Source organism: Demequina salsinemoris (genome assembly GCF_000974805.1).
Taxonomy (GTDB): domain Bacteria; phylum Actinomycetota; class Actinomycetes; order Actinomycetales; family Demequinaceae; genus Demequina; species Demequina salsinemoris.
The window spans coordinates 40,337-55,941 of the sequence record NZ_BBQZ01000002.1 but is presented as its reverse complement, the minus strand read 5'-3'; the positions used below and the strand labels follow the sequence as shown (position 1 = coordinate 55,941).

Genomic DNA, 15,605 nt, shown 5'->3' with positions numbered 1-15,605 from the left:
CCTATGAGCGTGGGGTGGCCGCCACCTCCGAGGCGAGGAGCCCGGGATTCGCCACCTGTCCGATCACGATAATGGCGGGAGGTTTCACCCCGGTTTCCCCTGCGCTACGGACAGCGTCCACCAGCACGGAGCGAGTGATCCTCTCGTGCGGGGTCGACCCTCGCTCGATGATCGCGACGGGCGTCTGGGGGTCCGCACCGGCCTCGATGCCAGCCTCGACGATGTCGGGCAGCGCGCTGACACCCATCAGCACGACCAGGGTCGCGCCTGCGACCATCGCGGCCACCGCGGTCTCGTCGGCACCCGCATGCCCGGACGTCACGACGACTGTTCCCGCCACCTGCCGCTGCGTCACAGGGATTCCCGCTAGCGCCGGCACCGACAGCGCCGATGTGACGCCGGGTACGACCTCGACGGGGATCTCCGCCGCGAGACATGCGTGGACCTCCTCGCCTCCGCGTCCGAAGACGAACGGGTCTCCGCCTTTGAGTCGCACGACCACCTTCCCCTGCTTCGCGCGGTCCACGAGGAGGTCGTTGATCTCATGCTGCGGCACCGGGTGATTGTCAGGCGACTTGCCGACATTGATCACCTCGACGTCGTACGGAACGGTGACGAGAAGCTCGGTGGCGCCGAGCCTGTCGGTGACCACCACGTCGGCCTCGGAGAGAGCCTGGCGTCCGCGCACCGTGATGAGCGACGGGTCGCCGGGCCCGGAGCCCACCAGGATCACCCTGCCCTGCTGGGGTCGCTGGCGCCGCAGGTCCACTCCGCCCGCGTCGATGTGCGCGGCGATCGAGTCGCGCACCGCGCGGATGCGCGCCGGGTCGGGAGTCTCCGTGGACACCACACCGATCGCGAGGTCGCCGTGCTGGGACGACGCGGCCTGACGCGCCGAGCCGCGCGAGCCGTCGGACGCGTCGGTGCTGAAGATCCGACGTTCGTCCGCCCACCCGACGACGGTCGAGTTCACGGCGGGCTCGTCGGTCGCGGCGAGCACGAACCAGGCGTCGTCCAGGTCACCCGCGACGACCTCCCTCGCCACGTACTCCAGGTCCCCATGCTGCGCATGCCGCAGTACATCGTCGGACGCCTCGGGCGCGACGACGCGCACAAGCGCACCCTCGGCCAGGAACCTGCGCACGCGCCGCGACGCGACCTTGCCCGCGCCGACCACAAGGACCTGTCGCCCTGAGAGCGCCAGGCCGAACAGCGCCGTCACTCGGCTTCCTTCGACTCCACCATCACGTCGCCATTGTCGACCACGACCCGGAAGACCGCCAAGCCGCCCTCGCCACTGTCCACCGGTTCCTTGTCCATGGTCACCAGGCACGATCCTGTGATCAAGGAGAACACCTGCTTGTAGATCGGGCTTGCGATCGTCGGCTCGTCGCCCTTCGAGCCCGTGATCCCCCGGCTCATGACGTACGCCCCGGAGAACGGGCACAGGTTCTGCACGGCGTGGACCGACCCGTCGGCCAAGCGGAACAGGGCGACCTGCTCCCCCGCCACCAGGGCGGCAGCGCCGAGCTCGGGCGTCAGGTCGTCAAGGGCGCAGACACGCACCAGGCGGCCGGTTCCCACTGTCGCGGTCATGAGCGGACCTCCAGGGTGGTCGGAGCGATGAGGACGGGGCCGGACTCCCGCTCCTCGCGGGTGGCCGGGCGACGCTGCCCGCGGCTCTCGACGTAGGCGAGCGACGGGTCGGGGGTCTCGGGGGCGTTCACGAAGCTTGCGAACTGCTTGAGTCGCTCTGGGTCACGCAGCACCGCAGCCCACTCGTCCTCGTAGGAGCCGATGTGGCGGGACATGTGCTCGTCCAACTCTTCGCAGATGCCGAGCGCGTCGTCAAGGATGATCTCCTTGAGTCGCTCGAGGCCGCCTTCGAAGTCCTCCTGCCAGGGCGCCGTGCGCTGCAGGCGATCGGCCGTGCGAATGTAGAACATCAGGTACCGGTCGATCACCCTGAACAGCGACTCATCGTCGAGATCCTCCGCGAGCAGCTCGGCGTGGCGCGGGGTGAAGCCTCCGTTGCCACCCACATAGACGTTCCAGCCCTTCTCCGTCGCGATGACCCCCACATCCTTGCCTCGCGCCTCGGCGCACTCGCGCGCGCAGCCCGAGACGCCGAGCTTGAGCTTGTGAGGGCTCCGCAACCCGCGGTACCGCAGCTCGAGCGCGATCGCCATGGCCACGGAGTCCTGGACGCCGTAGCGGCACCAGGTGGAGCCCACGCATGACTTGACCGTGCGGAGCGACTTGCCGTAGGCGTGACCTGACTCGAAGCCGGCTTCGACCAGGCGGCTCCAGATCGCCGGGAGCTGCTCGAGCCGGGCGCCGAACATGTCGATGCGCTGACCGCCGGTGATCTTCGTGTAGAGGTCGAAGTCCTTCGCGACCTGGCCGATCACGATGAGCTTCTCCGGCGTGATCTCGCCGCCGGGGATGCGCGGCACGACGGAGTACGTGCCGTCCTTCTGCATGTTCGCCATGACACGGTCGTTGGTGTCCTGCAGCCCCGCGCGCCCCTCGGCGAGCACGTGGCGGTTGTACAGGCTCGCGAGGATCGACGCGACCGTCGGCTTGCAGATATCGCATCCGCGGCCGGAGCCGAAGCGCTCGACGATCGCGCTGAACGAGTCGAGCTCGGCCACCTGGACCGCCTGGAACAGCTCGGCGCGACTCATCGCGAAGTGCTCGCACAGCGCATTCGAGGCGACGAGGCCCTGCTTTGCCATCTCCTCGCCCATGACCTTCTTCACGAGCGGGATGCACGATCCGCAGGACGTGCCCGCCTTGGTGCACGCCTTCACGGAGGAGAGGTCGTGGCACTCGTGGTCGGCGACCGCACCACGGATCGTTCCCGCGGTGACGTTGTTGCACGAGCAGACCGCAGCCGCGTCGGGCAGCTCGAGCTGCGGCTTCTCGCCGCCGCCACCTTCGGGCAGGAGCCACACCGACGGGTCGCCGGGCAACTCGGCGCCGACCATGGGGCGCAGGCTCGCGTAGGCCGTCGCGTCACCGACGAGGATGCCTCCCAGCAGCGTCCGCGCGTCGTCCGTCATGACGAGCTTCTTGTAGACGCCGGCGACGGGATCCGAATACACGAGCTCGAGAGCGCCGGGCGTGCGCGCGAAGGCATCGCCGAAGCTCGCGACATCCACGCCGAGCAGCTTGAGCTTGGTGGAGACGTCAGCGCCCGGGAACTGGGAGGCGCCGCCGAGCAGCGAGTCGACGGCGACCTCCGCCATCGTGTTGCCTGGAGCGACCAGGCCCCAGCAGGCTCCCTGGATGTTCGCGACCTCCCCGATCGCCCAGACGTGAGGGTCCGAGGTGCGGCACGAGTCGTCGACGACCACGCCGCCGCGCTCGCCGATCTCCAGCCCCGCGTCGCGGGCGAGCTCGTCGCGGGGCCGCACGCCCGTCGACACCACCACGATGTCCGCGGGGATCTCCTCGCCGTCCGTGAACCGCAGTCCGGCGATCTCACCGTCGTCGTTTCCCAGGAATGTGTCGGAGAATGCGTTGAGCCGTACCTCCACCCCCAGGCGCTCGATCAGGCGGGTCAGCGCGTGACCGCCACCCTCATCGACCTGGACGTTCATGAGCCGGTCGGAGGCCTGGACCACCGTCGTGCCGATGCCCATGGCCTTGAGCGCGCCTGCGGCTTCAAGTCCGAGCAGACCGCCGCCGAGCGCGATGCCGCGGGGTTCGCGACCCGAGGCCGAGACCTTCGCCGCCCACTCCTGGATCCGCGCCACGTCCTCGACCGTGCGGTACAGGAACACGCCCTCCAGAGTCGAGCCGTGGATCGGAGGCATCCACGCGTAGCTTCCCGTCGCGAGCACCAACTGGTCGTACGGCAGCTCCGAGCCGTCGTCCAGGTGAACCTCGCGCGACGCGCGGTCGATGCGCGTGGCCCGCACGCCGCGACGCAGCTTCACCTTCGAGTTCGCCCACAGCATCGGCTCGCCCAGCGTGAGCGACGACGGGTCGTCGCCCGCGAAGATGCGGGACAGGCCGATGCGGTCGTACGGCAGGTATTGCTCCTCACCGATCACGGTGACGTGGAAGTCCGAGTCCTGGTCGCGGTCGACGAGGGCCTCGACGAAGCGCTGGGCGATCATGCCCGCGCCGATGACGACGATGTGCTGAGACATGTCAGGCTCCTTGGGGGACTGCGGCGACGGCCGCGGGGCTGGTGGAGGGCGAGCGATGACAGGAGATGAGGCCCTCGACGAGCGAGGTGCAGTCGCCGCAGCCGGTGGTGGCGCGGGTACGAGAGGCGACGTCCTTCACCGTGCTGCAGCCGTCGGCGACGGCCTCACGGATGCGCCCGGCGGTGACGGTGTTGCAGTTGCAGACCTTCTCGTCGTCCTTCAGGTCGGCTGGATCCCGGGTGGCGGCGGGGGCGCCGCCACCCGCGAGAGCCTTGATCATCAGCTGCGCCGGGTCCGACGGCACCGGGAGCTGACGTGTGTAGAGGGCGCTGAGGGTCGCCGCGACGTCGGCGTCGCCGATGCAGGTGGCGCCGACGAGCTGGCCGCCAGAGACGACGACCTCGACGAAGCGGCCGCCCTCAGGATCCTTGAGGCTGAGCACGCGGTAGCGGGGATCGGCACGGTCGAAGTCGCCGCACACGCCCATCGCGACCATCGCCATGCCGCTCGCCTTGACCCGCACGACGTCCGCCGTGGCGGCGGTATCGGCCGCCTGCACCTGCGCACCGGTGAGCGCCGCGACGAGCATGGTCGCCTGCTGCCAGCCCTGGGCGACAAGTCCACGTGCACCGCCCGGGGGCTGCGCGCAGTCGCCGATCGCACGGATGTGCGGGTCGGACGTGGCGAGCTGGTCGTCGACGACGATGCCTCGCTCGCACACGAGGCCGGCGTTCCTGGCGAGCGTGGTCTCCGGAATGGTGCCGGCGCACATCACCACCATGTCGGTGAGCATCTCCGAGCCGTCCTCGAGTCGCACCGAGGTGACGCGCCCGCGAGTGGTCTGCACACGGGCGAGGGAGGCGCCCGTGTGCGAGTCGATGCCGAGCCTGCGCAAGCCGGACTCGGCGACGGCCGAGGCCTCCCAGCCGAGCTGGCGCTCCATGAGTCGTTCGGCGATGTGAACGAGCTTCACGACGACGCCCCGCCGGGCGAGGCCCGTGGCGACCTCGAGCCCCAGCACGCCGGCGCCGAGGACGACGGCTCGGCGGGCGCGGCCGGCGGAAGCCACGATGCCCTCCGCATCGGCCATGTCCTTGAGGACGAAGACTCCGTCGATCAGACCGCCCGAGTCGGCGACGCCCTGGATGGCGGGAACTCTCGCGACCGAGCCTGTCGCGATCACGAGCTCGGCGTAGGGGTGCGATCGTCCGTTGCTGTCGATCACCCGCATCAGGTCGCGGTCGATCGTCGCTGCAGCCACACCCGTGAGCCGCAGCACCCGCGGGTGTTGCTTCGCGATGTGAAGCAGGTCGGCACTCTTGGTACCAGCGACGACGCTCGACAGCAGCACCCGGTTGTACGCGGGGATCGGCTCCTTGCCCAGCAGCGTGACGTGGATGCCCTCGTCGGCCTCCACGATCTGCTCAGCGAAGCGGGATCCGACCATCCCGTCGCCGATCACGACGATCCTCCTCATGCGCCGACCTCCTCCTTGACGACGACCGCGCGCAACGCCACGGCACAGACTTTGAACTCGGGCATCCCGGACGTGGGATCGGTGGCATCGTTCGTCAGCACGTTGGCGCTGCTCGGCCAGTGGAACGGCACGAAGACCGTGTCGGGTCGCGTATCGGCGGAGAGCCTGGCGGTGAGCTGGACGCTGCCCCGCGCGGTCGTGAGCTCAACGAGCGCGCCGTCCTCGATCCGGTACGACTCGGCGAGCGAGGGGTGGATCTCGACGTAGGGCAGCGGATCGGCGTCGATGAGCTCTCCCACGCGACGGGTCTGAGCCCCGGACTGGTACTGCGTGAGCACGCGACCGGTGACCAGGTAGACGGGAGCCTCAACCCGCACATCGTCCCTGGGTCCGACGTACTCGACGGCGATCATGCGGGCGCGCCCGTCGGGCGTGGGGAACGACTCGAGGAAGACGCGAGGGGTACCGGGATGGGCGTCGTCCGACGCGGGGCACGGCCAGTGGATCTGCTCCCCTGCGTCGAGGCGCGCGTAGGTGACGCCCGAGTAGTCCGCGGGGCCGCCAGCGGACGCGCGTGCGAGCTCGTCGAACACCGCGGACGGCTCCTCGCTGAAGCCGTCGACCTGCATACGGCGCGCGAGCTCCGCCAGGATCCACAGCTCGGAGCGCGCCTCGCCCGGGGCGTCGGCGACCTTGCGGCGGCGCAGGATGCGCCCCTCCAGGTTGGTCATGGTGCCGTCCTCCTCCGCCCATTGGGTGACAGGCAGGACGACATCGGCGAGCTCCGCGGTCTCGGACGGTACCAGGTCGGCGACGACAAGCAGGTCGAGGCGCATCAGGGCCTCCTTGACCTCGTCGGCGTTGGGCGCCGACACCGCGATGTTGGAGCCGTGGACGAGCAGCGCGCGCGGACCGTTCTGGGCACCCAGCCGGCGCAGCAGCTCGACCGCCGGGACGCCGGGACCGGGCAGCGACTCCGGGTCGACGCCCCACACGCCGGCGACGTGCGCCCGGCGCACCGGGTCGGCGATCGAGGTGTAGCCGGGAAGCTGATCTGCCTTGAGCCCGTGCTCGCGACCGCCCTGACCATTGCCCTGACCCGTGATGGGTGCGTACCCAGAGCCCTCGCGGCCCGGGAGTCCCAGTGCGAGCGCCAGGTTGATCGCCGCGGTGACGGCAGCTGTGCCGGATGCCATCTGCTCCATGCCACGTCCGGTGAGGATGTAGGCGCCGCGTCCGCCGCGGGCGGGGCTCGCGGCGGCGAGCAGGCGCGCGGTGCGGCGCAGGGTCTCCGCGCCGACACCGGTGACCTGCTCGGCGCGCTCGGGCCACCAGGCGCTCACCGAGATCCGGATGGCTTCGTATCCCGATACTCGCTTCGCGAGGTACTCGGCGTCCACCAGGCCCTCGTCGATGAGGATGTGGAGAAGGCTCAGCAACACTGCCATGTCCGTGCCTGGGACGATCTGGAGGTGCACGCCCGCGCCGCTGTCGGTCAGCCTGGCGGTGGCGGTGCGTCGCGGGTCGGCGTAGATCAGCCCGCCGCGCGAGCGCACGCCGGCGAGGTGCTGCACGAGCGGCGGCATGGTGACGGCGACGTTGGAGCCCATGATGAGGACGGCGTCGGCGCCGCCCACGTCCTCGAGCGGGAAGCCGAGCCCCCGGTCCATGCCGAACGCGCGGTTGGAGGCCGCGGCGGCGGACGACATGCAGAACCGGCCGTTGTAGTCGATGTAGGGGGTGCGGAGGGCGACGCGGGCGAACTTGCCGAGCGCGTACGCCTTCTCGTTGGTCAGGCCGCCGCCGCCGAAGATCGCGACCGCGTCCCGCCCGTGGCGCTCCTGGGTCTCGCGGATCCTGCCGACGATCAGGTCGAGCGCCTCTCCCCACGAGGCCTCACGGAGAGCGCCACCCTTGACGTCCCTGAGCAGCGGCGTCGTCAACCTGTCAGGAGCCGCCAGCACCTCAGGCGAGCTCCAGCCCTTCTGACACATGCCCCCACGGTTGGTCGGGAAGTCGCGACCGGTGACAGTGACCGGCAGGCGTCCGCCCGGCGTGGGCGTGAGCGTCTGCGCGCACTGGAGGGCGCAGTACGGGCAGTGGGTGGCGACGGCGGCGCCGGGAGCGGTTCCCGGCGCCGCCACACCCTGAGGGGTGGTCATGTCAGACGTTCCTCATCGTGGCGCCCTTGCGCAGGTACGCCAGCCAGGTGATCGCGGCCATCGCAAGGAAGACCACCACGTAGATCTGGAGAGCGGGGACGATCGTGCCGGACATCTCCTTGGAGATCTTGTAGACGAACGGGATCGCGAAGCCGCCGAATGCGCCGACCGCGGAGATGATGCCGACGGCCCCGGCAGACTGACGCTTGAAATCGAGGCGGCTCTCGTCGGTGTCCTCGCCCTTCGCCGCGTGGAGCCGGGAGAAGATCGACGGGATCATGCGGTAGGTCGAGCCGTTGCCGATGCCGGTCGCGACGAACAGGACCATGAAGCTGGCGAAGAAGATCGCGAGCGACTTCTGCTGCACGCCGAGCACCGCGGTGTAGCCGGCTGCCGCCATCACGACGAACGAGATGACCGTGACGATGGAACCTCCGATGCGATCGGCGAGCCTGCCGCCGTACGGCCGGGACAGCGAGCCCAGCAGTGCACCGAGGAAGCCCCATCCCAGAGCGATGTCGGCACGCTCGAAGACCACGGTGAGCAGCGTGGGGAACGCGGCCGAGTAGCCGATGAACGATCCGAAGGTTCCGATGTACAGGAAGGCCATGAGCCAGGTGTGGCCGTGCTGGAGCGACTTCGCGGTGGGCTTGGGGTCCGCCTTCGCCTCGCGCAGGTTGTCCATGAACAGGAACGCGAGAATGGCGGCCGCGAGCGCGAGCGGCACGTACACCAGTCCCGCGGCCGAGAGGCCCAGAGCGCCGATACCGATGACGAGCGGGACGAGCTTCTGCGCGACGGCCACACCGATGTTGCCGCCGGCCGCGTTCAGGCCGAGCGCCCAGCCCTTCTCCTTCTCAGGGTAGAAGAAGGTGATGTTCGCCATCGAGGAGGCGAAGTTTCCGCCACCGAAGCCCGCTGTCGCAGCGACGAGCACGAGCACGGAGAATGGCGTGGTCGGGTCCTGCACGACCCAGGCGAGACCGAGAGTGGGGACCAGCAGCAGGAGCGCCGAGATGACGGTCCAGTTTCGGCCGCCGAAGATCGGGACAGCGAACGTGTAGGGAATCCGCAGGAACGCGCCGACGCCGGAGGCCGTCGCGAGGAGCGTGAAGCCCTGGCTGGCGGTCAGCGCCCAGCCGTTCGCACCGGCGGCTACGAGCTCGCCTGTCGTCGCGTCGAAGGTGCCGTACATGCGCACGACCACGATCGACCACAGCAGCCACACGGAGAATCCGATGTGCTCCGCCACGATCGAGAACACGAGGTTGCGGAACGCGATCTTCTTGCCTCGCGACTCCCAGAACAGCTCGTTCTCGGGCATCCAGCGCTCGATCCAGCGCCCCTTGCCGATGACTCCGGGCTCAATGTCGAGAGCCTCGGCCTTGTCAGAGATCGTCATTGCCCCTCCCAGGACCTGCCCGTCGGGCTCCGAGGTGGAGCACCGGTCGAATCGGACAATGACGACACTAGGTAGGTGACGTTTCATCTAACTGCACCCGGGTGTGAAACTCTCGCGACAGAGTTCTCACCCCCGCTCGGAGCGCGCTGTGAGAACAGCCACCGCCCCCGCAGGGAACCTGTTAGTTCAATTGTCTACCAGGTTCGATAGCCACTTGTGCGGTAGCAGTTCGGGTTCCGCGAACATGCTTGGACCGCCACGGAAACCTCACGTCGAGGAGTTCGCATCGGTGAGAAGTCGCCCACCGGCCGCGTACCGCCGACGAGCATCAGCCAGCCACCGCCCATGTCACGGGGCCTTGGCCTCACGCCCTCCCCAGGACTTGACGGCGTCGATCACGCGGTCGACGTGCGCCTCGGTGTGCGCGAGCGACACGAACCAGGCCTCGTACGCGCTCGGGGGCAGCGCGACGGAGCTGGATCGCAGCGAGTGGAACATGTCGGAGTACCGCAGGGCGTCCTGCTCGGAGACCTCGTCGAAGGTCAGGGGCGGCTCGTCGAGCCCGAGGAAGATCGAGAACAGCGTGCCCGCGCGGCCCACGGCGTGCGGGACGCCCGCGGCGTCGAGCTGCTCGCTCACGCCGCGGCGCAGCAGGGTCGAGATCTTCGCGAGGTGCGCGTAGGCGTCGTCGTCGAGCAGGCGCATCGTCGTGAGGCCCGCGGCCACCGCGACCGGGTTCCCGGACAGCGTTCCCGCCTGATACACCGCGCCGAGCGGCGCGAGCAGGTCCATGAGGTCCGCGCGACCCGCGACCGCCGCGACGGGCAGGCCGCCGCCGATGACCTTGCCGAAGGTGACGAGGTCCGGTGTCCAGGGGTCGCGGCCGGCGGCGGCGTCCGCGTCCCGCTCGAGGCCCCAGCCGCCCGCCGGCCCCGCACGGAAGCCGGACAGCACCTCGTCGAGGATGAAGACGGCGCCCTCGTTACGGCACAGCTGCGCGATCAGGCGGTGGAAGCCCTCTGGCGGCGCGATGACACCCATGTTCGCGGGGATCGCCTCCGCGATCACGGCCGCGATGCGGGAGCCATGCTCTGCGAAGGCGTCGGTAAGCGCGTCGACGTCACCGTACGGCAGCACCATGGTGTCCTTGGCCACGGCAGCGGTGACGCCCGCGGAGTCGGGGACACCCGAGGTCGCGAGGCCCGAGCCCGCCGCCACCAGCAGCGCGTCGGAGTGGCCGTGGTAGCAGCCGGCGAACTTCACGATCACGTCGCGCCCGGTGGCGGCGCGAGCGATGCGCAGCGCCGTCATCGTCGCCTCGGTGCCGGTCGACACGAGGCGCACCTTCTGCGCGGGCGCGTAGCGCGCGCGGATCTCCTCGGCGAGCTCGACCTCCGCCTCGGTGGTCGCGCCGAAGCTCAGCCCGTCGGAGGCGGCCGCACGCACGGCCGACACGACCTGCGGGTGCGCATGACCGACGATGCCCGCTCCCCACGAGTCGACGAGGTCGATGAACTCGCGCCCCGCGGCGTCGGTGATCATCGCACCCTTGGCCGACGAGATGGGCAGCGGGTGGCCGCCCACGCCGTTCCACGCGCGCACGGGGCTGTTGACGCCGCCGGGCATGATGGCGGCCGCGCGCTCCTCCCACGCCTTCTCGCCGCGCAGGGTGCGCAGCCCCAAGCGGTTCATCTTCGTCTTCAGCTGCGACGAGACGGGCTTCATGCGTGCTCCTTCAGCCAGGCCGCGAGGTCCAGTGCGGCATAGGTGACGACGATGTCCGCGCCGGCGCGGACCATCGACGTGAGCGCCTCGAGGTGCGAGGCGCGACGGTCGATCCAGCCGTTCGCGGCAGCCGCCTCGATCTGGGCGTACTCGCCCGACACGTGGTAGGCCGCGACGGGCACGGCGGACTGGGCGGCGACGTCGGCCACGACGTCGAGGTACGGCAGCGCGGGCTTGACCATGACGATGTCGGCGCCCTCGGCCTCATCGAGGGCGGCCTCGAGCGCTCCCTCGCGGCGGTTCGCGGGATCCATCTGGTAGCTGCGACGGTCCCCCTGGAGCTGGCTGTCGACCGCCTCGCGGAAGGGCCCGTAGAACGCGGAGGCGTACTTGGCCGCGTACGCGAGCAGCGAGACCTCGGTGAAGCCGTCCTCGTCGAGCGCGTCACGGATCGCGGCGACCTGACCGTCCATCATCCCGCTGAGCCCCAGCACGTGAGCACCCGCGCGAGCCTGCGCGAGCGCCATCCGCTGGTACACGAGCACGGTCGCGTCGTTGTGGACGTTGCCCGCGGCGTCGAGGACGCCGCAGTGACCGTGGTCCGTGAACTCGTCGAGGCACAGGTCCGCCATCACGACGATGCGGTCGCCGGCCGCCGCGACGGCCTCGGCGATCGCGAGGTTGAGGATCCCGTCCGCCTCGCACGCGGCCGACCCCTCGGCGTCGCGCACCGATGGGATCGCGAAGAGCATGACGCCGCCGATCCCCGCGTCGACAGCGGCCTCGACCACTCCTCGCACGTCCGACAGCGGCAGCTGGGACACCCCTGGCAGCGACGTGATCTCGCGCGCCTCGGACAGGTCCTCGTGCACGAACAGCGGCAGCACCAGCTGGGCGGCTTGCGGCCGCACCTCACGCACCAGGCGGCGCATCGCCGGCGTGGTCCTCAGCCTCCGCGGCCTCCTCGACAGGCTCATCGCTCTCCCTCCACGGTGGTGCGGTCTCCCTTCGCGGCGAGCACGGACGCGAGCGCGTCCGCGATGCCGTCATGGCTCGGCTCGCCGGCGACCGCGTCGATGCGCAGGCTCGCCGCGCGTGCGGCCGCTGCCGTCGTCTCCCCGATGGCCACCATCATGGTGGACACCGGCACGTCGGCGCATTGCGAGGCGAGTCGCTCGGCCACGGAGCCCGACGTGAGCAGCACGGCGTCGACCTCGCCGCCTCGCAGCGCCGCAAGGGTGGACTCCGACGCGCCTGGCCCGTCGATCGTGCGGTACGCCTCCACCTCGTCCACCTGCCAGCCGCGTCGCGCGAGGCCGCGCGGCAGCGTCGGGGCCGCCAGGTTGCCGAGCGGCACCAGCACACGTCCCTCGCCCGCGGGCAGCTCCTTCGCGATCCCGGCCGCCGATTGACGTCCCTGGGGGACGAACGACACCTCGAGGCCCACCTCGGCGCATACGGACCTGGTCGCCTCCCCCACCGTCGCGACCCGGGATCGTGGCAGCGGCTCCGATAGGCTCCTGCCCTGGGCTCGCGCGGAGGCCCGCATCGCGAGCACCGCGTTGCGGCTCGTGACCGCGAGCCACGCATACTCCCCGTCGCACCACGCCCTCACCGCATCGTCCAGGGCCGCTGGCTCCGCCGGCCCCTCGATCGCGATGAAACGCGCCTCGTCGACGACGGCACCGGCGGCGCGCAGGCGCTCGGCCATCTCGCGACGCTCGGCGGTGACCGGCACCAGGACACGCACTCCCGTGAAGGACTGCGTCGTCATCGTGCCCCCATGAGCCGCGCGGCGCCGCGACCCAGCAGCGCGTGCGCGGCTGCGCGGCCCACGGCCGAGGCCTCCAGTGCCGGTCCTCGGGCGATCTCGTTGAGCTGGAGGGTGCCGGCCGTGTTCGTCACCCTGAGGTGGAGGCTCAGCTCGCCGCCCTCGACCGTGGCGTAGGCCCCGACCGGCGCGGAGCAGCCCGCCTCGAGCACCGCGAGCGCGGCACGCTCGGCAGTGACCGAGGCGCGTGTCGAGGCGTCGTCGAGCGAGGCCACCAGCTCCCTCAGCACGGGGTCGGCATCGTGGCGGATCTCGACGGCGAGAGCCCCCTGCCCAGGGGCGGGAACCATGACATCCAGCGGGATGAGCTCGGTGGCCGACTCGAGCCGGCCGAGCCGGCTCAGCCCCGCGCCCGCGAGCACGACCGCATCGAGGTCGGCCTCGATCCGCGCGAGCCGCGTGTCGACGTTGCCACGGATGTCGACGATCTCGACGTCCGCGCGGGCTCGCCGCAGCTGCGCGGCCCGGCGCGGCGAGCCGGTGCCGATGCGCGCTCCCGATGGCAGCTCGGCGAGCAGCGGACCCATGGTGCACAGCGCGTCGCGTGGCTCCTCGCGCGGCGGGATCGCCGCGACGTCAAGCCCCTCAGCCGGCTCGACCGGGATGTCCTTGAGGGAGTGCACGAGCAGGTCGCAGCCGCCGTCGAGAAGGTGGTCGCGCAGCGCATTGACGAAGACCCCGGTCTGCGACAGCCCGACAAGCGACGCCCGCGACACGTCGCCGTGGGTCGTGACGATGTCGAGCTCGACCTCGGCCTCGATGCCGCGCTCCGCCGCGGCGGCGACGATCGCGTCCGCGACGTGCTGAGACTGCGTCGTCGCGAGCGCGCTGCCGCGCGTGCCGAGTCTCAGATGCATCCCACCATCGTCCCACGTCGTGGACGCACGGCGCTCACCGCGCCGGGTCCACGTCCCTGAACCCGGCCCCCATGACGAGCACGATCGCGACGATCGCGCCCACGAGGGCGAGCCATGCGGGCGCGAGGTAGCCGAGCCCGAGCGCGATGAGGACGGCGCCGAGCCCCGAGCCGAGCACGGTGGCCGCGTTGAGGGCCGAATGCGACAGCGCTGCGCCGAGTGAGGGCGAGGCGTGGATGACGTCCATGAGCCGCGTCTGCGCCGATTGGCTGAACACCTGGACGAATGCGCCGAGCGCGACGAGGAGCACCACGGTCGGCCAGCCGGTCCGCCCGAGCAGCCCCAGGAGCAGGAGCGACGAGGCGAGCCCGAACAGCCCGACGCGGGCCGCGAGCAGGGTGCTCCTGTTCGTGAGCGCACCTCCGACCGCCGCGCCGACGGTCATCCCGATGCCGAACAGGGCGAGGGTCACGGTGACCGCGGTCGGCCTGAAGCCGTTGGTCTCCTCGAGCAGCGGCACCATGTACGACTGCACGGCGCCGAGGCCGGCGAAACCCGTGACGATGGTCAGCACGGACATCCACAGCGCGCGGCCGCGCAGCGCGGACAGCTCGCCCACGAAGGTGGTCCCCCGCGTCCCCGGCACGCGCGGCGTGAACGCCCAGATCAGCACCAGCCCCAGGAGGCCGACTGCCGCGACGGCCCAGTACGTCGCGCGCCACCCGAAGGCCTCCGAGCCCCACTGCATCGCGGGCACGCCGACGATCGTGGCCGCGGTGAGCCCGTACATGATGACCGCGATCGCGGTGCCGCGCCGCTCGCGGCCGACCGCGAGCATGCCGACGTACGCGGCGGTGCCGAGCAGCGCGCCGTGGGGCAGCCCCGCCAGGAACCTCACGACGAGCAGCGTCCCCACGTTCGGGGCCAGCGCGGTCAGCGCCGAGGTCACGACGAACGCCGCCGACATCGCGATCAGCAGGCGCCGTCGACCCCAGCCCGCGAGCCCGACCATGAGCAGCGGCGCACCCACGACGACGCCGAGCGCGTAGGCCATGATCGTGTACCCGATCATGTCGACCGAGGTGTCGAGCGTCCGCACCTGGTCCTGGATGACGGCCGAGGCACCGCCCTGCGTGAGGGCGATGCCGAATCCGGCGACGATGAACCCCGACAGCACCGCGGCGGGGTGCGGCGACCGGGCACTGTCAGGCAGCCGCCACCGTGGAGTGCCCGACGGCGCGATCGGGGGAAGGGCGGTCACCTCGCACCTGGCTCAGCGCCGGCATCGTCGCCGTCAGCGCCCTCATCGTCTCCGTCCTCGCCGTCACCGCGCCTGCGCGCCCACACGATGGCGACCGCGGCGACCGCGATGAGCACCGCGACCCCGAGCAGCCGCGCCCAGCCACCGGTCGCGTCCGCCTCCTCGGCGGGCATGACCGTGGGATTGGGCGACGGCTCCGCGGTGGCCGAGATCTCGGCGGCGATGGGCGTCGGGGACGCCGACACGGACGATGCGCCTTCCTCCGAGGTCGCGGACGGGGACGATGCGGCGGTCGCGGTGGGCTCGCTCGTCGTCCCGTCGTCCGTCGTCCCGTCATCCGTCGCCTCGGTTCCCACGAGCGTGAAGTCCACCTGCCCCTCAAGCGGGTGTCCGTCCTCCGCGACCACGCGGAACACGAGCGACCACTGCCCGGGCGCGAGGTCGGAGACCGCGGCCGTGACCGTCGTCTCGGACGGGAACTCGGGCTCGAGCTCGATCCGCTCGTCGCCCTGGACGAGCGCGAGCGTGGTTCCCAGGTCCAGCACGACGCCGGAGAACTCGAGCGTCACCTCGTCGAGCGACGACAGCTCGGCGCCGTCCTCGGGGTCGGTGCTCACGAGCGCCGTGTGCGCATACGCGGCGCCACCAGGGAGCATCACGACGAGCGCGAGCGTCAGCGCGAGCGCGGATCGAAGCAGCGAGGTCCTCATACCGCCATTGAACACCGTCC

At 70.8% G+C, this 15,605-nt stretch carries 12 protein-coding genes; all 12 read right to left on the bottom strand.

Annotation, left to right across the window (positions count from 1 at the left end; genetic code table 11):
• Position 1: 1 nt before the first annotated feature.
• The 12 genes from cobA to AOP78_RS03725 all read right to left on the bottom strand — a co-directional run bounded on the left by cobA (position 2) and on the right by AOP78_RS03725 (position 15,585).
• Complete coding sequence (gene cobA, locus AOP78_RS03780; RefSeq protein WP_062201799.1) at positions 2 to 1,222, bottom strand: uroporphyrinogen-III C-methyltransferase; 1,221 nt, start codon at positions 1,220 to 1,222, stop codon at positions 2 to 4.
• Positions 1,219 to 1,596, bottom strand: coding sequence for a nitrite reductase small subunit NirD (nirD, locus tag AOP78_RS03775; RefSeq protein WP_062201797.1), 378 nt, complete (start codon positions 1,594 to 1,596; stop codon positions 1,219 to 1,221). Before nirD ends, cobA begins: the two co-directional genes overlap by 4 nt.
• A complete protein-coding gene (gene nirB, locus AOP78_RS03770; RefSeq protein ID WP_062201795.1) occupies positions 1,593 to 4,160 on the bottom strand; it encodes a nitrite reductase large subunit NirB in 2,568 nt (855 codons plus the stop codon). Before nirB ends, nirD begins: the two co-directional genes overlap by 4 nt.
• 1 nt (position 4,161) lies before the next feature.
• Complete coding sequence (locus AOP78_RS03765) at positions 4,162 to 5,637, bottom strand: FAD-dependent oxidoreductase (protein WP_062201794.1); 1,476 nt, start codon at positions 5,635 to 5,637, stop codon at positions 4,162 to 4,164.
• Complete coding sequence (locus AOP78_RS03760; RefSeq protein WP_062201791.1) at positions 5,634 to 7,799, bottom strand: molybdopterin oxidoreductase family protein; 2,166 nt, start codon at positions 7,797 to 7,799, stop codon at positions 5,634 to 5,636. Before AOP78_RS03760 ends, AOP78_RS03765 begins: the two co-directional genes overlap by 4 nt.
• A 1-nt stretch (position 7,800) precedes the next feature.
• The gene (locus tag AOP78_RS03755) at positions 7,801 to 9,201 is read right to left on the bottom strand and encodes an MFS transporter (RefSeq protein WP_062201789.1); all 1,401 of its coding nucleotides are present in this window, start codon (positions 9,199 to 9,201) and stop codon (positions 7,801 to 7,803) included.
• Between the two features lie 348 nt (positions 9,202 to 9,549).
• A complete protein-coding gene (gene hemL / locus AOP78_RS03750) occupies positions 9,550 to 10,926 on the bottom strand; it encodes a glutamate-1-semialdehyde 2,1-aminomutase (protein WP_439645012.1) in 1,377 nt (458 codons plus the stop codon).
• A complete protein-coding gene (gene hemB, locus AOP78_RS03745; RefSeq protein WP_062201786.1) occupies positions 10,923 to 11,903 on the bottom strand; it encodes a porphobilinogen synthase in 981 nt (326 codons plus the stop codon). Before hemB ends, hemL begins: the two co-directional genes overlap by 4 nt.
• Complete coding sequence (locus tag AOP78_RS03740; protein ID WP_062201783.1) at positions 11,900 to 12,700, bottom strand: uroporphyrinogen-III synthase; 801 nt, start codon at positions 12,698 to 12,700, stop codon at positions 11,900 to 11,902. The genes hemB and AOP78_RS03740 overlap by 4 nt, the downstream gene beginning before the upstream one ends.
• On the bottom strand, positions 12,697 to 13,614 hold the full coding sequence (gene hemC, locus AOP78_RS03735) for a hydroxymethylbilane synthase (protein WP_062201781.1): 918 nt from the start codon (positions 13,612 to 13,614) through the stop codon (positions 12,697 to 12,699). The genes AOP78_RS03740 and hemC overlap by 4 nt, the downstream gene beginning before the upstream one ends.
• A 34-nt stretch (positions 13,615 to 13,648) precedes the next feature.
• On the bottom strand, positions 13,649 to 14,875 hold the full coding sequence (locus AOP78_RS03730) for an MFS transporter (protein WP_083979820.1): 1,227 nt from the start codon (positions 14,873 to 14,875) through the stop codon (positions 13,649 to 13,651).
• Complete coding sequence (locus AOP78_RS03725; RefSeq protein WP_152659394.1) at positions 14,872 to 15,585, bottom strand: copper resistance CopC family protein; 714 nt, start codon at positions 15,583 to 15,585, stop codon at positions 14,872 to 14,874. Before AOP78_RS03725 ends, AOP78_RS03730 begins: the two co-directional genes overlap by 4 nt.
• Positions 15,586 to 15,605 lie beyond the last annotated feature (20 nt).